This window comes from Tolumonas osonensis (genome assembly GCF_014202415.1).
Classification (GTDB): Bacteria; Pseudomonadota; Gammaproteobacteria; order Enterobacterales; family Aeromonadaceae; genus Tolumonas; species Tolumonas osonensis.
In genome coordinates, this window is the sequence record NZ_JACHGR010000001.1 from 259,725 (window position 1) to 278,345 (window position 18,621).

An 18,621-nucleotide genomic window follows, 5' to 3' on the forward strand; every position below is an offset into this window, starting at 1 on the left:
AACTAGAATTCGCCTTTTAACCAGTTAGTGACACGTTTGAACCAACCAGTCACACTGGCTTTTTCACGTACATCCACCACGGTTTGTCCCTGATGCAATTTACCGTATTGCAATAGCCCGACTGCTGTTGCGTAAGCCGGAGCTTCCACATAATCAGTCAGACCCCGAATATTGGTCGGGTGGCCGATACGAACCTGGCACTGGAATACCTGTTCGGCACACTCGACGATCCCTTCAATTTCTGCTGCGCCACCGGTTAATACAACGCCGGCTGCCAGCTGATGTTTCACGCCCTGCGCTCTCAGTTCGGACTGAACCCGCATGATTTCATCATGCACCATACCAAGCAGCTCGGTATAACGGGGCTCAATCACTTCTGCCAGCGTCTGACGCTGTAAGCTACGCGCAGGACGACCGCCAACACTAGGTACTTCAATGGTGTCTTCTTTACTCACCAGACGACCTAATGCGCAGCCATAACGCATTTTAATGGCTTCCGCATCCACAGGCGGGGTACCAAACGCATAGGCAATATCGCTGGTCACAGCCTGGCCCGCGTAAGGAATCACCTTGCTGTAGCGTAATGCGCCGCCGGTAAAGATCGCGATATCCATCGTACCGCCACCAATATCAACAACACAGACCCCTAATTCTTTTTCATCATCGGTTAATACGGCATAACTGGATGCCAGTGCCGAGAAGATGATCTGATCCACTTTTAATCCGACCCGTTCCACACATTTTTCAATGTTGCGGGCCATGTCGTTATGGCAGGTGATCAGGTGCACTTTGGCCCCCATACGAACACCGGACAAGCCGATCGGATTTTTTATGCCTTCCTGATAATCAATCGAGTATTCCTGCGGAATGACGTGCAGCACCCGGTGCTCTTCCGGCAAACGGACTGATTTCGCTGTATGGATAACATTATCCACGTCTTCCTGCGTCACTTCTTCATCAGAAATAGGAACTATGCCCTTTTCATTCCGGCATTCAATATGTTTTCCGGAGATACCAAGAAAAACTGATGAAATATGGCATTGAGCCATCATTTCAGCTTCTTCTACCGCGCGCTGCAGGGATTTGACGACGGATTCCAGATCGTTGACGCCACCTTTATCCATGCCTTTGGCGGCATGGGTTCCCAGACCAACAATATTGACCTCTCCATCAGGCAGCACTTCACCAACCAGAACCGCAATTTTGGTTGTACCTATATCAAGTCCGACTATCAGATTTCTGTCTGGGGTTTTGGTCATCACCACTCCCTTCTTGTTGTTTCCAGCTGACGGCTACCCCAGTGTCATAACGAAGATCGATATAATCGATCAGTTCCCTATTTTCCAGCTGCGGATAAACATCAATAAATTGTTGTAATTTCACCAGCATTTCATTCCGGCCGAGGATCAATTTCAGCCCTGATGCCAGTTTTATCTCCCATGAGTGACGGTTAGTCATATGAACCGCCGCTACATGGTAGCCATTCAATGCGAGCACACGTTCAAACTGCTGGTACTGATCCCAGATTTTCCCGGCCATATTGTCCGGGCCGGACAGTTGCACCAGCGGTTTATTCAGTCTGTCTCGCGGCGCCTTGAAAATCGTGCCGCGGACACTGAGTAAACGATCATCCCCCCACAGTGCGCACGGGGTTTGCTCAACTATATAAACATACAGCAACGCGGGCCAGCGTTTACGCACAGAAGACTGATAAACCCACGGTAACTCTTCAACTTCCTTCTGCAGCTGATTCACATCCAGCGTGAAGAAGTTATTAGTCTCGGGATTAGTCGCCAGTACCTTACGGACCTCATCCGTATTGACATACTCCAGGTCACCCTGCAGCACTAATCCGCTAACCGGTATTTTATCTTCATCAAACAGCCAGCGGCGAATATCTGACGCCGTTGACCATAATCCGCAGACAACCGAAATAAAAAACACCAGCCCGAACAAGAATTCACCACGGGTACGGGTGGTTGTTTCCGTTGTCTGCCTGCGACCGCCGACCGGCGCTGAATCCTGTTCATCGGAGGTTAATCGCGCCTGTCGCACATCTTCACCTTAACCAATATTCATGTCCGGATTGACGCAGCATTATAGCTGTACGCCATGATCGGTCAAAACCACAAAGACTCAAAAAAGTCCAATTCATCAATTAGTATAGCTAAATTGTTGTTTTCATCTCATTTATATTCAGTTTCAGCTCTGCCAATTTGCGGCAGAGTTGTCCGACATTACCTGCGCCCTGGGTCAGAACGACATCACCGTCCTTCAGTACATCCGCCAGAACGGCCGGAACTTCGGCTGGTGTGGCAACAAAAATAGGATCCAGCGTACCCCGCTGCCGGATGGAACGGCACAAGCTGCGGCCGTCTGCACCAGGGATTGGATCTTCACCCGCGGCATAGACATCCAGCATGATCAGCACATCCACTTTTGCCAGCACCTCAGCGAAGTCATCGTATAAATCGCGGGTACGGGTATAACGGTGCGGCTGGAAAATCAGCACCAGCCGGCGTTCAGGCCACGCAGCGCGCGCAGCGGCCAGGGTCGCACGGACTTCCGTCGGATGATGGCCATAATCATCCACTAATAATACCTCGCCGGCACCGGTGTCAAATTCACCATATTGCTGGAAACGACGGCCAACACCGGCAAACTGGGCCAGTGCATCGACAATAGCGCCAGTAGAGATCTGATCTTCCCGGGCTACGGCAACTGCAGCGGCGGCATTCAGTGCATTGTGACGCCCTGGCAGATTGAGACGCAGCGGCAACACAGAACCATCCTGTAACCGCAACTGGAAACGACTCTGACTGCCTTCCTGAACAAATTCCTGTACCTGAATATCCGCATCTTCGCTATAGCCATAGGTGATCGTGGCGCGGCCAATTTCCGGTAGCAATCCCCGGATCACCGGATCATCGATACAGACGACCGCCAATCCGTAGAACGGCAGGTTATGCAGAAACTCCAGGAATGTCGCCCGCAGTTTGGTGAAATCACCGCCATACGTGTCCATATGGTCAGCTTCGATATTTGTCACGACCGCGACCAGCGGCTGCAAATGCAGGAAAGAGGCATCGCTTTCGTCTGCTTCCGCAATCAGATAGCGACTGGTCCCCAGACGCGCATTGGTTCCGGCACTATTCAGCAGTCCACCGATAACAAAGGTAGGATCGGCGCCGGCCTGGGCATAGACACTGGCAATCAGACTGGTAGTCGTTGTTTTGCCATGGGTACCGGCAATCGCAATGCCATGCCGGTAGCGCATCAGCTCCGCCAGCATTTCCGCACGACGTACTACCGGGATACGTAATTCATGGGCCGCCATGACTTCCGGGTTATCGGCATGGATGGCCGTAGAAACCACCACCACACTGGCACCCTGTACATTTTCGGCTTTATGGCCAATATGAATTTCAGCGCCTAATGATGCCAGATGCTCAGTCACCCGGTTATTCGCAATATCAGAACCACTGATCTGATAGCCTTCGTTAGCCAGAACTTCAGCAATACCACCCATCCCTGCACCACCGATACCAATAAAGTGGATTCGGCGTACCCGGCGCATTTCCGGAATCATGGTTCTTAATTTGGCTAACTCAACCTTTGTCATCTACGTTTTGTCTCTTAATTAAATTAGTGCTTTGCATTCACTTACCACACGATCAGTAGCATCAAGAATCGCTGCTGAACGGGAAAGCTGAGCCATTTTTTGTAACTGTCGCGGATCAGCCTGCCACTGTGCGAGCAAGGCCGCCAGTTTATCCGCTGTCATCTCTTTTTGTGGCAGCAGTACAGCGGCTCCTTGCCGGGTCAGGCTTTCCGCATTACGGGTCTGATGATCATCAACCGCGTGCGGCAATGGAATAAAGATGGCCGGGACGCCGGCGGCAGCCACTTCTGCCACGGTCAAGGCACCGGCACGGCAAATTAATACGTCCGCCCATTCATAGGCAGCCGCCATGTCAGTGATAAAATCCATCACGCTGACCGTCGTCACACCCAGTGACTGATAAAGTTCACTGACGGTAGCCATATTTCCCTTGCCACACTGATGGTGGACATCAATATTGTTCAGTTTCGCCAGCGCATGCGGCACGATCTGATTTAACGGTCTCGCCCCCAGGCTGCCACCGACAATCAGGACTTTCAGCGGATCGCCGCTCTGATAGCGTTTTGGCGCTGTCCGGGCCAGTTGCAGAAATTCCTCACGAACCGGATTACCCACTATCCGGGCACGCTCGCTGAGCGGAAAAGCGCCTTCAAATCCCATCAGAATGCGGGTGGCAATTTTAGACAACAGACGGTTCGTCAATCCGGCAGCAGCGTTCTGTTCATGCAGGACCAGCGGGATCCCCAGTAATTTGGCCGCAACACCACCCGGGCCGGCAGCATATCCGCCCATACCCAATACCACATCGGGTTTGAGACGTCGCAGGATCATCAGTGCCTGTAAAACCGCCTTGCAGATCTGAAACGGCGCCAGCAATTTGCGGATCAGTCCGTGGTTACGTAATCCGCGGATGTTAATGAACTCGATCGGAAAACCATGCGCCGGTACCAGGTCGGCTTCCATGCGATCCGGGGTGCCCAGCCAGTGAATCTGCCAGCCATCCGCCTGCAGACGATGCGCCACCGCCAGCCCCGGAAATACATGCCCACCGGTACCCCCGGCCATGATAACGATAGAACGACTCATGCAGCCTCCCGCTGGATGACCTGACTGGTATCCAGCCGGCGCTCAAAATCAATCCGCAATAAAATAGCCACGGCCACAGTAATGGCAATCAGACTAGAACCACCGTAACTGACTAACGGTAGTGTTAACCCTTTGGTCGGTAACATGCCCGCCGCCGCACCGACGTTAACCACGGTCTGAAAGCTAAACCAGATCCCAATACCGCAAGCCAGGTACCCTTCAAACAGCTTATTACGCAACAAGGCAGTCCGGCCAATATGTAATGCTTTCATGGCCAGCAGTAACTGCAGGAATAACACCACCAACACCCCGAAATAACCCAGCTCCTCACCCAGAATGGCAAATACGAAATCGGTATGCGCTTCCGGCAGATAGGATAATTTCTGGACCGAATTGCCTAGCCCCTGACCAAAAAAACCACCCCGGCCAAACGCCATTAATGATTGCGTCAGCTGATAGCCGCTGCCAAAAGGATCGGCCCAGGGATCAAGAAACGAGGTCACACGACGCATACGATAGGGCTCAAAAATAATCAGCCCGACCAGCGCCGAAATCCCGGCGGCGATGATGGCGATAAACTGAATGAGCTTGGCGCCGCCGATAAACAGCAGGCCGAAGGTACAGACAAACAGCACCACCACGGAACCCAGATCGGGTTGCGCCAGCAACATAATCGCCAGCAGAAACACCACGCCCAGCGGCTTCAGAAAGCCAATGAAATGTCCCCGGACCTCATCGCTGCGGCGAACCAGATAACTGGCGATAAAAACAATCAGGGCCAGTTTGGCCAGTTCTGCAGGCTGAATGTTGAAGAAACCGAACCCGATCCAGCGTTTGGCGCCGTTCACTGTACGGCCGACCGCAAGAACTGCAAACAGCAGCCCCAGTGCACCGACCAGCAGCTGGCCACTCCACTTCTTCCAGCGATCAACCGGCAGATACAGTGTTCCGACACCAATCATCAGACAAAGAATCAGGAAAATCAGATGCCGCTTGGTGAAATAAAACATGTCACCACCCGGTCCTTCTTTGATTGATGCCGAAGCAACCATCATCAGGCCTATGCCCATCAGAGAAAACATCAGCGCCAGCAGGCCACGATCATAAAAAGACGGTCTGGCAGGAACAAACCAGCGCCATACCGCCTGCATCATGGTCAGGAAGAACTGCTTCATAGTGCATTCACCAGATCGGCGAACCGCTGACCGCGTTGCTCAAAATTACGGAACTGATCCAGACTGGCACAGGCCGGAGCCAGCAACACCCAGTCACCGGGCTGAACTTCAGCCGCAACAGAACGAACCGCTGCATCCAGATCAGCCACTCGTTGGGTATTATCAGCCAGCTTCATCAGAATATCCGCGTCCTGACCAAAGCAAACCATCCGGTAAATCTGACCCGCTAATAGCGGCTGTAACGGGGAAAAATCCTGTCCTTTTCCCTGACCACCCGCCAGCAGCCACAGGCGGCCTTTGACACCTTCACTCACCCCGGCAACCGCTGCCAGCGTGGAACCAACATTGGTGGCTTTCGAATCGTTAATCCAGCGGACGCCATTGACCTCACGGACAAACTGGCAACGGTGAGGCAAACCCGCAAAGGAATGCAGAACCGCTAACTGCGCAGCCTGCGGAATGTTGACTGCATCAGCCAGCGCCATCGCCGCCAGCGCATTCATCTGGTTGTGTGCACCCACGATATTGAGTTCTGCAACCGCCAGTACCGGTTTGCCATCAACACTCAGCCACAAACCGTCATCCTGCTGAACACGGCCATAAGAGTCGCTGTTCAGACCAAAACTTTTCCAGTACGCCTGTTCTGGCGGAATGGTGGCGGCGTCATCACGGTTAATGACAATGTGGCTGGCATGATTAAAAATGCGCTGCTTTGCTTTCAGATAACCGGCCATACCATCATACCGATCCAGATGATCTTCACTCAGGTTCAGAATGGTGGCCGCGGCAGGTTGCAGTGATGAGGTGGTTTCCAGCTGAAAACTGGATAACTCCAGCACATATAAATCCGCCGGTTCCAGCAGTAAATCCAGCGCCGGAGTGCCGATGTTGCCGCCGACACCAACCCGGAACCCTGCCTGCTCTGCCATCAGACCAACCAGGGTGGTCACCGTGCTTTTACCGTTTGAACCGGTGATCGCGACCACCGGTGCTTTGGCTTCGCGGGCAAACAACTCGATATCACCGATAATCTCGACACCGGCAGCCTGCGCTGCCTGCAATGCCGGCGTTGCCAGCGCGATACCCGGACTGGCAACAATCAATGAGGCCGAACATAGAATTTCAGTGTCCAGCGGACCTGTAATCAGGCGGCAATCAGCCGGTAATGACTCTTTTCCCGGTGGATTGTCACGGGTATCCATAACCAGAGGTGTAATACCACGCTGACGGAAATACGTCACACAGGAAAGACCTGTTTTACCCAGACCGATGATTACAACCTGTTTCATCCGCGACTACCTCAGTTTCAGAGTGACCAGACCCAGTAACACCAATACCAGCGTGATGATCCAGAAACGGACAATCACACGAGGTTCCGGCCAGCCTTTTAATTCATAATGATGGTGGATAGGAGCCATGCGGAAGATACGCTGGCCTCTCAGCTTGTAAGAGCCAACCTGCAAAATGACCGACATGGTTTCCATGACAAAGACGCCGCCCATAATGAACAGCAGGAATTCCTGACGGACCAGGACGGCAATAATCCCCAGAATTGCACCCAACGCCAGTGAACCGACATCACCCATGAATACCTGTGCCGGATAGGTGTTAAACCAGAGGAAACCCAGACCAGCACCAATAATGGCGGTGCAGATCACCATCAGCTCAGACGCATTGGCAATATAGGGAATATGCAGATAATTCGCGAAATTGACGTTACCGGTCGCCCAGGCAATCAGGGCAAAGCCAGCGGCGACCATGACGGTTGGCATGATGGCCAGGCCATCCAGACCATCGGTCAGGTTAACTGCGTTGGAGGCACCCACGATCACAAAATAGGTCATCAGAACGAACAATAACCCCAACTGCGGCATGATGTCTTTGAAGAAAGGCACCACCAGCGTGGTTTGTGCATCGGTAGTGGCTGTTGCATACAGGAAAAATGCGACTACCAGTGCAGATGCAGACTGCCAGAAGTATTTCCAGCGGGCAATCAGGCCATCCGGATTTTTGCGGATCACTTTTCGATAGTCATCAACAAAACCGATTGTGCCGAAGCTGACCAGGACAAACAACACCACCCAGACATAGGGATTACTGAGACGGGCCCACAGGATTACCGACAAAAAGATAGAAAGCAGGATCATGATCCCACCCATGGTCGGTGTACCCGCTTTGCTGAAATGCGATTCCGGGCCGTCGTTACGCACGACCTGCCCAATCTGCAGCAGTTGCAGACGACGGATCAGACGTGGTCCAATCCAGAGCGCAAATCCCAGTCCGGTCAGAATGGACATAATGGCTCTGAAGGTCAGATACGAGACCACATGGAAAAAAGATAAATGGGGCGTTAACCACTCCGCCAGCCATACTAACATGCTTGTTCCTCACAGGATTTGACAAAAGTGACTACGTCTTCCATACGGGCACTACGCGCACCTTTGGCCAGAATCGTCACCGGTCGTTGTTGTTGCATTAATTCTTGCAGCGCCTGGTTCAGGCTGTCCTTATCGGAAAAATGCCGGCCACCCGCTGCCTCGGCAGTATGACGGGACAGTTCACCGACCGTCAGCACTGCATCCAGTTTTTTCAGACGGGCATGTTCCCCAATCTGACGGTGCAAACTGGCTGCGTCTGCACCTAATTCACCCATATCACCAAACGCCAGTACCCGATATCCCGGCATAACAGACAAGGTGTCGATGGCAGCCATAACCGACTGGACACTGGCATTGTAGGTATCATCGATCAGGGTGAGGTCATCAGATAGCTTCTGCACACAGAAACGCCCTTTAACCGGCAACATATTCGCCAGTCCGGACTGAACCTGTTCCAGCGACACGCCCAGTGAAGTGGTTACTGCGGCGGCGGCCAGCGCATTGCTGACATTGTGTATACCAGGGATTGGTAACTGAATTTCAGTCTGCCCCAATGGGGATATCAGGGTAAAACGGGCAATACCCTGTTCATCCTGCGTGATATGTTCGGCCCGGAAATCCGCTTTCGGATTTTCTAGACCAAAACTCAGCGTACGAACGGATAAAATTTCACGCCACCAGTCATAAAACTCACTGTCCGCATTAATCACCGCCGTACCACTCTCCGATAAACCGGAAAAAATTTCCGTTTTTGCCACAGCGACACCACGCAATGAGCCGAAACCGGCCAGATGGGCTGCTGCGACATTATTAATCACGGCCACATCCGGTTTGACCAGTGATGTTGTCCAGGCAATCTCGCCGGGATGATTAGCACCCAGTTCGACGACAGCATACCGTTCATGGGGGGTTAAACGCAGCAAGGTCTGAGGCACACCGATTTCATTGTTCAGGTTACCCTGGGTCGCCAGTACCGGTGCAATCTGCTGCAAAATGGCGGCGCACATCTCTTTTAATGTGGTTTTGCCGCAACTGCCGGTAATCGCGACAATCTGCAGATCAAGCTGAGCCCGAACCCAGGCCGCAATCCGACCCAGCGCAATACGGGTATCCGCAACCAGAATCTGTGGAATCGCACTATCAGGTAACGGACGGGAAACCACAGCAGCCACCGCACCTTTAGTCGTGGCCTGATCGACGAACTTATGAGCATCAAAGCGCTCACCCAGCAGCGCCAGAAACAGAGCTCCCGCAGAAACTGTCCGGGTATCTGTACTGATATGGCTAACCTTTTGCGTTGCATCAGAGCAATTCAATAATTGCCCGTCGGTCACCTGCGCTATTTGTGCTAACGTCATAGGTATCATGGCATTACTCCCAGTAGCTGCATGACTGTTTCGCGATCACTGTAATGATGTTTTTCTTTACCGATGATCTGGTAATCCTCATGGCCTTTACCCGCCAGCAAAATAATGTCTCCGGGCACAGCCTGCGCCAGCGCAAGCCGGAGCGCTTCAGTACGGGAATGTTCAATATGGACACGTTCCGGTTTCTGCAAACCGGCACACATATCCGCAATAATGGCCGCAGGATCTTCAGTGCGTGGATTATCGTCGGTCAGGATCAGGGTATCCGCCCATTGCTCTGCAATGGCGGCCATCTGAGGTCGTTTGCCTTTATCGCGATCACCACCACAGCCAAACAGACAGAAGAGACGTCCATGGCAATGCTGTCTGGCTGCTTGTAATGCTTTTTCCAGACCATCCGGTGTATGTGCGTAATCGACCACGACCAGAGGCTGGTCCTGATTACCGAAACATTCCATCCGACCAGTAACAGGCTGCAGGCGGGAGGCCGTCTGACACAGCGTTTCAAAGTCGTACTGCAAAACCAACATCACTGCTAACGCGGCCAGTAAATTTGATACATTAAACTTTCCCAGGAGGGGCGCAGATAATACACCATCCCCCCACGAAGAGTGAATGCTGATAGTGATGCCTTGCGGGTGATATTTTACATCGCTGGCATAAACGAATGGTCCGGGATGGTTCGGCAGCCGCTGGTCAATGGCATAGATGACAGCTTGTGGCATATCCTTTAACCAAGTGCACGCGGTTGCGTCATCGGCGTTCAGAATGCAGTGTTCAGGTGTTGCCTGTTTAAAGATCTGGCGTTTGGCATCTGCGTACGCTTCCATCGTGTGATGATAATCCAGATGGTCACGGCTCAGGTTGGTAAATACAGCTGCAGCAAATTGCAGTGCGGAGACCCGGTGCTGCACCAGCCCATGAGAGGAGACCTCCATGGCGGCAACATCCACGTTTTCAGCTACAAACCGCGCCAATTCCTGCTGAATCGAAATCGCACTTCCGGTCGTATTCTCGGTAGCCCGCAACTGACCAAACAAGCCGTTACCCAGTGTACCCAGCACGCCGCCGCGCTGTCCGAGCAGTTCGGCCCAGTTAGCAATCAATTGCGTGCAGGTGCTTTTACCATTGGTTCCTGTCACACCAACCAGTGCCAGCTTCTGTGCAGGCGTCTCATAGAACAGCCCCGCCAGTTCACTGACCTTTTCAGCCAGGCCGGATACGGCAATGCAGGGAATATTCAGAGCCGGCGGTTCAAAGCCGTCGGTGTTATCAAACAAGATTGCGGCAGCACCTTGCTGTTCCGCCTGTTGCATAAACAGGCGGCCATCCACAGCATGGCCTTTCAGCGCTAAAAACAATGAGCCCGGTTTTAATAACCGGGTGTCCAACTGGATATCACATAATTCGATTGCCGGGGCCGGTATATTCAGGCCAGCAAGTAATTTATCAAGAGCGAGTGGCATTTTTCTTTCCCTCGCTGCGTTGTGCGGTATTCATATCAGCAGCCTTAGGATCAGGAAGGGCATCCGGCGGTACGTTATACATCTGCAAGGCACTACTCATGACTTCGGCGAAGGTCGGGCCGGCCACAGAACCACCATAATATGCGCTGCCATGAGGTTCGTTAATAATTACGACCATGGCAAACCGGGGATTGCTGACCGGTGCAAAACCGGCAAACGTACCGACATAGTCTTTGCCATAGCCGCCGGCAGTCGCGACTTTGGCAGTACCGGTTTTACCCGCTACACGATAACCCGGCACGGCCGCTTTTCCGCCGGTACCATCTTCCACCACCCCCTCCAGTGCATGAATAACCTGCTCGGCGATCTGAGCATCAATGATTCTTTGCCCCTGGGGTGCCTGTGTGGTTTTCAGAATAGAAATCGGCTTGCGTATCCCTTTGTTGGCTAAAGCGGCATAAGCGGCCGTTAGCTGCAATGGCGTAACTCGCAGACCATAGCCAAAGCCCAGCGTGGCCAGTTCGATTTTCGACCAGCGGCTGCGCATCGGGATCATGCCGGAGCTTTCCCCCATCAGGCCGGTGCCGGATTCCTGACCAAGACCAAATTCTTCAAATTTGCCAGTGATCCAATGCGGCTGCATACGCAGAGCCAGATGTGCCATACCGATGTTCGAGGAATATTTGAGAATGTCATATAATCCGCCAGTAGCCATACGGTGACTGTCGGTGACGACCTTGCCACCGATAGAAAACGGACGAGTGTCCATCACTTCTTTCCAGTTGGTGACTCCGTGCTCCAGCGCGCTCATGGCGACGATAGGCTTCACCGTAGAACCAGGCTCATAAGTATCGGTTACCGCACGGTTACGGGCACGGAAACTTTCATATTGTTCCCGGTTGTTCGGGTTATACGAGGGGGTATTCACCATCGCCAGTACTTCCCCGGTAACCACATCCATCAATACCAGTGAACCGGAGGTTGCCTTGTTGATTTCGGTAGCGTATTTCAGTGAACGGTAAGCAATGGACTGCAGACGCTGATCAATACTCAGCACCAGGTTATTGGCTTTTTTACCCTCTTTGACAACACCAATATTCTCGATCACCCGTCCCTGCCGGTCTTTACGGATCTTATATTCCGCCGGCGTGGAGCTCAGCCAGTCATTGAAAGCACGTTCAACCCCTTCAATCCCCGCACTATCAATATTGGTATTACCCACCAGATGAGCACTGATTTCACCGCTGGGATAATAACGGCGAGTTTCCCGTCGCAGATGCACACCGGGAAGTTTTAATTTTGCAATATAATCAGCAACCGCCGGTGTAATCTGACGCTGCAGATAGACAAACCGGCGTTTAGGATCAGCAACACTGGAGGTGAGTTTCCGCATATCCAGGCCCAGCACATCGGCCAGCGCCATCCATGCGGCGGTATTTTTCAGACCATCGGCAGCATGAATTTCTTTCGGGTCAGCCCACACCGCCTGGACAGGTACCGATACAGCCAGCTGTTCACCGTTACGATCCGTCACCATACCACGGTCAGACGGATCTGCGGTTGTCCGCAGGGAACGCATATCGCCTTCCTGACGCAGCCGATCAGGCTGAATAATCTGAATCCATGCGGTCCGGGCCACAAGGCCGGTAAATCCCACCAGGATGAAGCCGAGCAGTAGCATGAAACGCCACTGTGCTACGCCGGTATCCTGTTTTTTATTATGTTTTTTTGCAGTTGTTCTCATGGCAGACTAATTACCTTTTCTTCTAAAGGTTTAGGTCGGGCCATTGCCATTTTGATTCTGGCAATATCCGATACACGCGAATGTTCAGCCAGCGCGTTTTGTTCCAGAACCAGATGCCGCCATTCCACTTCCAGCTCATCGGTAATACTCTGTACCTTGTTAAGTTCAGCCGTCACTGTGCGTGTATCGTCTGTCACCACGATCGTGGTGAGAGCGGAACACAGAATGGCTAATCCCAGAATGACCTGAAACAGATGCCGCTTCAGATCCAGCAGGATCAGTAAAGCAAGATTCAGCCGGCGATCCATGCTCAGTCTCCCAGACGCTCGGCAACTCGCAACACAGAGCTACGTGAACGGACATTGCCTGAAATTTCACTGTCATTGGGTTTCATCGCTTTACCAACAGAACGCAGCGTCTGCGTCTTGCGGATCTGATCTTCTGTTATCGGTAATCCTCTCGGTGGCTGCACGCCCTTTTCCTGCTGACGAATAAATTGTTTCACCAGACGATCTTCCAGCGAATGGAAACTGATCACGGCCAGACGGCCGCCAGGTGCCAATACCGACAAGGATGCCTGCAGGGTTTGTTCGATCTCTTTCAGTTCCTGATTCACATGAATACGCAAAGCCTGAAAACTGCGGGTAGCCGGGTGTTTATGCTTTTCTTTGATGGGGACGACACGGGAAATCATGTCGGCCAGTTGTCTGGTGCGGGTATACGGTGTCGTCACCCGATCGGCGACAATGGCCCGGGCGATCCGGTTGGCAAACCGTTCTTCACCATAGGTACGTAATACCCAGGCGATCTCGTCAGCATCCGCATACGCCAGCCAGTCCGCAGCACTTTCACCGTGCAGCGGATCCATGCGCATATCCAGAGGACCATCCTGCATAAAGCTGAAACCACGCTCGGCTTCATCCAATTGTGGCGAAGAGACGCCCAGATCCAGCAGTAACCCGTCCACTTTACCCAGCAGCCCCCGCTCAGCCATGTAGTCATGTAACTGAGAGAACGGGCCGGAAATGATTTCAAAGCGGGGATCCTGCCACTCTTTAGCAACGGCAACCGCCTGAGGATCGCGGTCGATAGCATACAAGCGGCCCTGAGGACCCAGTTGCTGCAGAATCAGACGGGAATGACCGCCCCGTCCGAATGTACCGTCCACGTATACGCCGTCCGGGCGAATAGCCAGCCCGTCCACCGCTTCCTGCAACAGTACAGTGATATGTTCCATTCGTTTTTATCCCCAGTGCTAAAGTGAAAAATCGCGCAGCTTATCCGAAGTAGTCCAGTCCATTTCCGGCAATGCCTGAATGTCCTCGTCTACTTGCTGTAACCAGCGGGCTTCACTCCAGATCTCAAATTTATTTAATTGACCAACCAACATGATTTGCTTATCCAGCCCGGCATGCTGACGTAACGGTGCGGATAACAACAAGCGTCCGTTACTATCCAATTCGCATTCACATGCGTACCCCAGCAGTAAACGCTGCAAACGACGTTCGACCGGATTCATGCTGGAAAGGGATTTCAGTTTTTTTTCTACTTCTTCCCATTCGCACAGCGGATACAACAGCAGGCAGGGATTGGCAATATCAATGGTGCAGACAAGCTGGCCCTCGCACTCTTCGCGAAGCCAGTCTCGGTACTTTGTCGGAACTGCTAACCGCCCTTTGGTATCAAGAGCGATGGCGTGTGCTCCACGTAGCATGCCGCACCTTGCTGTTTTGGTTATATCCTGCCAGCCTGCGGGTATGGCGGATTTACTCAGCCAGACTCCACAATATCCCACTTTTTTCCACCCAAGAAGTTTAAGTATGCCTATGACCCTTTGCAAGGGTCAGCCGGCCAGGATCTCGGTGAACAACAGGAGATTTTTTTCATCCATCACTGAACCGGCTGATTTTTCAGCAAAATGCCATTTAATAAATATTTATTACTTTGCGAAGCCGGTCACTTTTACACATCTCTTTCGCCGGATATTTGGCGATTTCAGGTAAACATCTTATGCTGCGAGCACATGAATTATCTCTGTCAGAGTGACGGCAATGAAAACCAACCTCATTACCCGGGCCGGATGGCAAAAGCTCGAAGATGAGCTCAAATATTTGTGGAAAGTGAAACGGCCACAGGTTACTCAGGCCGTATCTGAGGCGGCCGCCCTCGGTGATCGCAGTGAAAATGCGGAATATAAGGAAGGGAAGCGGGAGCTTCGCGCCATTGATCGCCGGCTGCGTTTTCTGACCAAGCGACTGGATGCCCTCAAGATCGTGGAGTATTCCCCGCAGCAGGAAGGAAAGGTCTATTTCGGTGCCTGGGTCGAGCTTGAAAACGACCAGGAAGAGATAGTGCGTTACCGCATTGTCGGCACGGACGAAATTGATACCAAAAATAACTACATCACCATTGATTCACCGATGGCCCGGGCTCTGATAGGTAAACAAGTCGATGATGAAGTGCGGGTACTCACGCCATCGGGCGAAAAAGAGTGGTATATCAATAAAATACAATATCAACCGTTTTCTGAAGAATAACGGCGTTTAACACGAGGACAAACATGCCTTCCATTAATCAGATCATTGCCGGCGAACTGAATGCCAGCACTGAACAGGTGACCGCTGCAGTACAGTTACTGGACGACGGTGCCACTGTTCCGTTTATTGCCCGCTACCGTAAAGAAGTGACCGGCGGACTGGACGACACCCAGTTACGTCATCTGGAACAACGCTTGAGTTACCTGCGGGAACTGGAAGACCGCCGTCAGACGATTCTGAACTCGATCAGTGAACAGGGTAAACTGACTGACGAGCTGAAAGCGGATATTCTGGCTGCCGATACCAAAACCCGTCTGGAAGATCTCTACCTTCCCTATAAACCCAAACGCCGCACCAAAGGCCAGATTGCTATTGAAGCGGGTCTGGAACCGCTGGCGCTCAGTCTGCTGAACAACCCGGAACTGAATCCTGAACAGGAAGCACTGGCATATCTGAACGCAGAACATCAGATTAACGACAGCAAAGCCGCGCTGGACGGTGCCCGTTACATTCTGATGGAGCGCTTTGCCGAAGAGGCCGGACTGCTGGAAAAACTGCGTAGCTATCTGTGGCAGTCGGCTTTACTCCGGGCACAGGTGATCCAAGGCAAAGAGGTGGAAGGCGCCAAGTTCAGCGACTATTTCGATCATCAGGAACCTATCGCCAAAGTGCCGTCGCACCGTACGCTGGCAATGTTACGCGGCCGGAATGAAGGATTTCTGGCGCTGAGCTTGCAGGTAGAGCAAACCGGTGATGTACATCCCTGTGAACAGATGATCGCCAGTTATTTTGCATTGTCATTCCGCGGTCGTCCGGCCGATAAATGGCTGCAGAGCGTGGTGAACTGGACCTGGAAAATCAAGCTGTCCCTGCAGATGGAAACCGAGTTGATTGGCCGTCTGCGTGATGCGGCGGAAACCGAGGCCATCCGGGTCTTTGCCAGCAATCTGAAAGACCTGCTGATGGCGGCGCCGGCAGGTATGAAAGCCACCATGGGATTGGATCCGGGGATCCGCACCGGCGTCAAGGTCGCTGTGGTCGATGAAACTGGCAAGGTGGTTGCCGTACACACCGTCTACCCGTTCGAACCGAAGCGTCAGTATGATCAGGCGATCGAAATTCTGTATGCCCTGTGTGAACAATTTAAGGTTGGCTTGATCAGTATCGGCAACGGCACGGCATCGCGGGAAACGGATCGTCTGGTCGCGGATATGCTGCATCGTCATCCAACCTGCAAAGCGCAGAAAGTGGTGGTCAGCGAAGCCGGCGCCTCTGTCTACTCGGCTTCGGAACTGGCCGCGCTGGAATTCCCGCAACTGGATGTCTCGCTACGTGGCGCGGTTTCAATTGCCCGCCGGTTGCAGGACCCGCTGGCCGAGCTGGTAAAAATCGAACCGAAAGCGATTGGTGTCGGCCAATATCAGCATGACGTCAGTCAGAATCAGCTGGCCCATAATCTGGACACCGTGGTGGAGGATTGTGTTAACGCCGTCGGGGTGGATGTGAATACCGCCTCGGTGCCGCTGCTGACCCGGGTTTCCGGTTTAAACAAAACGCTGGCACAGAATATCGTGACCTATCGTGATGAAAACGGCGCATTTGGTGATCGCCGTGAATTGCTGAAAGTCGCACGTCTCGGCCCGAAAGCCTATGAGCAGTCTGCCGGTTTCCTGCGTATCCATGCTGGCAAAAATCCGCTGGATGCGTCGGCCGTGCATCCGGAAGCCTACCCGGTCGTGGAGAAAATTATCGGTAAACTGGGTAAGCCAGTATCCGAACTGATGGGCAACAGCAGCTTGCTGAAATCACTGAAACCGGCTGACTATACCGATGAGCATTTTGGTATTCCGACCGTGACCGACATTCTTCAGGAACTGGATAAACCGGGTCGTGATCCGCGTCCGGAATTCAAAACCGCCACCTTCCGCGAAGGGGTTGAAGAGCTGAAAGATCTCAAACCGGATATGATTCTGGAGGGCGTTGTCACAAACGTCACCAATTTTGGTGCTTTTGTCGATATTGGTGTGCATCAGGATGGTTTGGTACATATTTCCGCGCTGACCAACCGCTATATTTCTGATCCGCGGGACGTCGTTAAAGCCGGTGATATCGTGAAAGTGAAGGTAGTGGAAGTCGATATTCCGCGTAAACGTATCGCGCTGACCATGCGGCTGGACGATGAGGTGGCAAAAGGTAAAGCCGCACATCCGAAGACCTCACATGAGCAACCCCACAAACCAGGATCCCGTCATCACCATCATCATGGCAAGCCGGCGGCGGATAGCGGTAATAACGCGTTTGCCGCTGCCTTTGCCAACGCCAAGCGCAATAAATAAATCATGCAGCGAAATCTGTGGTCCGGCTTATGCCGGCCACAGATCCCTGTACCGCGCAGATATTCTTAATCCAGAAATTGCCGTAATGCTTCGGTAAATAGCTGCGGATGGGAAATAAACGGCGCATGCGCCGCCTGAGGAAAAATGACGGCACGGCTGTCGGCCATCAAGGCGTCAATCCGGGGCACCGCGGCCGCAGGCACCAGACTATCCAGACGACCATACAAACCCAGCACCGGACAGCGCAGCGAAGATAATTCCGGACGCAAATCAACGGATTCCAGCAAATGCAGCCCGGCGCTCAGCGCCACTGGATCAGCCTCAGGACGCAGTTGCAGCCAGGCTTTCAGCCTTCTGACATCCTCTTTTACCGACTCACTGCCCATCGACTGAATAGCCAGAAAGCGTTCAATGGTCTTGCGCGTATTCTGTTGCAATGAGTGGTTAAATCCAGACAACACATCAGGATGAATGCCCGGCCAGCTCTCCTGCTGCAAAAAACAGGGAGAACTTCCGGTCAGGATCAGACGGTTAATCCGGGCAGGGTGATCCAGCGCCATACGCAAAGCGATTAATCCGCCCATGGACCAGCCAAGCAAATCAAAACGCTCCGGCAACGCAGCTAATACCGTTTCGCTCCAGGCCTGCAGGTTGTTATCCGGCATAACGATATCCCGGCTATAGCCAAATCCGGGCAAATCGACCAGATGTAATCGGTAATAAGGCTGCAATAACGGCACAATCTCCTGCCAGACTGCACCATTTAGTCCCCAGCCGTGCAGTAAGACCAAATCCGGACCGGAACCTATCCGTTCAACATACATACTCATCATTATCCCGCTAGTACTTAACTATGCCTCTGATATGGCTGCATGATACCCGGCTACCTCAGCGATGCGAATGTCATTCC

Annotated in this window: 16 protein-coding genes; 2 read left to right on the forward strand and 14 right to left on the reverse strand. The window is 52.7% G+C overall.

Going from position 1 to position 18,621, the window contains the following annotated elements; all coding sequences use genetic code 11:
* Positions 1-2: 2 nt before the first annotated feature.
* From ftsA to mraZ, 13 genes are all read right to left on the reverse strand, one after another.
* A complete protein-coding gene (gene ftsA / locus HNR75_RS01180) occupies positions 3-1,259 on the reverse strand; it encodes a cell division protein FtsA (protein ID WP_188025183.1) in 1,257 nt (418 codons plus the stop codon).
* The gene (locus HNR75_RS01185) at positions 1,219-2,055 is read right to left on the reverse strand and encodes a cell division protein FtsQ/DivIB (protein ID WP_188025184.1); all 837 of its coding nucleotides are present in this window, start codon (positions 2,053-2,055) and stop codon (positions 1,219-1,221) included. Before HNR75_RS01185 ends, ftsA begins: the two co-directional genes overlap by 41 nt.
* A 112-nt stretch (positions 2,056-2,167) precedes the next feature.
* Positions 2,168-3,622, reverse strand: coding sequence for a UDP-N-acetylmuramate--L-alanine ligase (murC, locus tag HNR75_RS01190; RefSeq protein WP_188025185.1), 1,455 nt, complete (start codon positions 3,620-3,622; stop codon positions 2,168-2,170).
* 18 nt (positions 3,623-3,640) lie between these two features.
* Positions 3,641-4,708 carry an undecaprenyldiphospho-muramoylpentapeptide beta-N-acetylglucosaminyltransferase gene (murG, locus tag HNR75_RS01195; RefSeq protein WP_188025186.1) on the reverse strand — a complete coding sequence of 356 codons (1,068 nt, stop codon included), beginning with the start codon at positions 4,706-4,708 and terminating at the stop codon, positions 3,641-3,643.
* Complete coding sequence (ftsW, locus tag HNR75_RS01200; protein WP_425506755.1) at positions 4,705-5,859, reverse strand: cell division protein FtsW; 1,155 nt, start codon at positions 5,857-5,859, stop codon at positions 4,705-4,707. Before ftsW ends, murG begins: the two co-directional genes overlap by 4 nt.
* 20 nt (positions 5,860-5,879) lie before the next feature.
* Positions 5,880-7,172, reverse strand: a complete 1,293-nt coding sequence (gene murD / locus HNR75_RS01205) for a UDP-N-acetylmuramoyl-L-alanine--D-glutamate ligase (RefSeq protein WP_188025187.1) — start codon at positions 7,170-7,172, stop codon at positions 5,880-5,882.
* A gap of 6 nt (positions 7,173-7,178) precedes the next feature.
* A complete protein-coding gene (gene mraY, locus HNR75_RS01210) occupies positions 7,179-8,261 on the reverse strand; it encodes a phospho-N-acetylmuramoyl-pentapeptide-transferase (protein ID WP_188025188.1) in 1,083 nt (360 codons plus the stop codon).
* Positions 8,255-9,628: a UDP-N-acetylmuramoyl-tripeptide--D-alanyl-D-alanine ligase gene (murF, locus tag HNR75_RS01215; protein ID WP_188025189.1), complete on the reverse strand. Its 1,374-nt coding sequence runs from the start codon at positions 9,626-9,628 to the stop codon at positions 8,255-8,257. Before murF ends, mraY begins: the two co-directional genes overlap by 7 nt.
* Positions 9,625-11,094: a UDP-N-acetylmuramoyl-L-alanyl-D-glutamate--2,6-diaminopimelate ligase gene (gene murE / locus HNR75_RS01220; protein ID WP_188025190.1), complete on the reverse strand. Its 1,470-nt coding sequence runs from the start codon at positions 11,092-11,094 to the stop codon at positions 9,625-9,627. The genes murF and murE overlap by 4 nt, the downstream gene beginning before the upstream one ends.
* On the reverse strand, positions 11,078-12,838 hold the full coding sequence (locus HNR75_RS01225) for a penicillin-binding transpeptidase domain-containing protein (RefSeq protein WP_188025191.1): 1,761 nt from the start codon (positions 12,836-12,838) through the stop codon (positions 11,078-11,080). The genes murE and HNR75_RS01225 overlap by 17 nt, the downstream gene beginning before the upstream one ends.
* Entirely contained in the window at positions 12,835-13,146 is a 312-nt protein-coding gene (gene ftsL / locus HNR75_RS01230; protein ID WP_188025192.1) for a cell division protein FtsL, read from the reverse strand. The genes HNR75_RS01225 and ftsL overlap by 4 nt, the downstream gene beginning before the upstream one ends.
* A gap of 2 nt (positions 13,147-13,148) precedes the next feature.
* Complete coding sequence (gene rsmH, locus HNR75_RS01235) at positions 13,149-14,075, reverse strand: 16S rRNA (cytosine(1402)-N(4))-methyltransferase RsmH (protein ID WP_188025193.1); 927 nt, start codon at positions 14,073-14,075, stop codon at positions 13,149-13,151.
* 18 nt (positions 14,076-14,093) lie between these two features.
* Positions 14,094-14,552, reverse strand: coding sequence for a division/cell wall cluster transcriptional repressor MraZ (gene mraZ, locus HNR75_RS01240; protein WP_188025194.1), 459 nt, complete (start codon positions 14,550-14,552; stop codon positions 14,094-14,096).
* Between the two features lie 337 nt (positions 14,553-14,889).
* Between mraZ and greB the strand changes: the two genes are divergently transcribed.
* On the forward strand, positions 14,890-15,375 hold the full coding sequence (gene greB, locus HNR75_RS01245) for a transcription elongation factor GreB (protein ID WP_188025195.1): 486 nt from the start codon (positions 14,890-14,892) through the stop codon (positions 15,373-15,375).
* A gap of 23 nt (positions 15,376-15,398) precedes the next feature.
* Positions 15,399-17,711, forward strand: coding sequence for a Tex family protein (locus tag HNR75_RS01250; RefSeq protein WP_188025196.1), 2,313 nt, complete (start codon positions 15,399-15,401; stop codon positions 17,709-17,711).
* 65 nt (positions 17,712-17,776) lie between these two features.
* On the opposite strand, the gene bioH is transcribed toward HNR75_RS01250, so the two are convergent.
* On the reverse strand, positions 17,777-18,541 hold the full coding sequence (gene bioH / locus HNR75_RS01255) for a pimeloyl-ACP methyl ester esterase BioH (RefSeq protein WP_188025197.1): 765 nt from the start codon (positions 18,539-18,541) through the stop codon (positions 17,777-17,779).
* Between the last annotated feature and the right edge of the window lie 80 nt (positions 18,542-18,621).

Excerpts from the sequence above, each read along its gene's own strand:
- murD (WP_188025187.1), bottom strand. The coding sequence starts at position 7,172 with ATGAAACAGGTTGTAATCATCGGTCTGGGTAAAACAGGTCTTTCCTGT.
- HNR75_RS01250 (WP_188025196.1), top strand. The coding sequence starts at position 15,399 with ATGCCTTCCATTAATCAGATCATTGCCGGCGAACTGAATGCCAGCACT.
- murG (WP_188025186.1), bottom strand. The coding sequence starts at position 4,708 with ATGAGTCGTTCTATCGTTATCATGGCCGGGGGTACCGGTGGGCATGTA.
- ftsW (WP_425506755.1), bottom strand. The coding sequence starts at position 5,859 with ATGCAGGCGGTATGGCGCTGGTTTGTTCCTGCCAGACCGTCTTTTTAT.
- HNR75_RS01225 (WP_188025191.1), bottom strand. The coding sequence starts at position 12,838 with ATGAGAACAACTGCAAAAAAACATAATAAAAAACAGGATACCGGCGTA.
- mraY (WP_188025188.1), bottom strand. The coding sequence starts at position 8,261 with ATGTTAGTATGGCTGGCGGAGTGGTTAACGCCCCATTTATCTTTTTTC.
- murE (WP_188025190.1), bottom strand. The coding sequence starts at position 11,094 with ATGCCACTCGCTCTTGATAAATTACTTGCTGGCCTGAATATACCGGCC.
- rsmH (WP_188025193.1), bottom strand. The coding sequence starts at position 14,075 with ATGGAACATATCACTGTACTGTTGCAGGAAGCGGTGGACGGGCTGGCT.
- murF (WP_188025189.1), bottom strand. The coding sequence starts at position 9,628 with ATGATACCTATGACGTTAGCACAAATAGCGCAGGTGACCGACGGGCAA.
- ftsL (WP_188025192.1), bottom strand. The coding sequence starts at position 13,146 with ATGGATCGCCGGCTGAATCTTGCTTTACTGATCCTGCTGGATCTGAAG.
- murC (WP_188025185.1), bottom strand. The coding sequence starts at position 3,622 with ATGACAAAGGTTGAGTTAGCCAAATTAAGAACCATGATTCCGGAAATG.
- ftsA (WP_188025183.1), bottom strand. The coding sequence starts at position 1,259 with ATGACCAAAACCCCAGACAGAAATCTGATAGTCGGACTTGATATAGGT.
- greB (WP_188025195.1), top strand. The coding sequence starts at position 14,890 with ATGAAAACCAACCTCATTACCCGGGCCGGATGGCAAAAGCTCGAAGAT.
- bioH (WP_188025197.1), bottom strand. The coding sequence starts at position 18,541 with ATGAGTATGTATGTTGAACGGATAGGTTCCGGTCCGGATTTGGTCTTA.
- mraZ (WP_188025194.1), bottom strand. The coding sequence starts at position 14,552 with ATGCTACGTGGAGCACACGCCATCGCTCTTGATACCAAAGGGCGGTTA.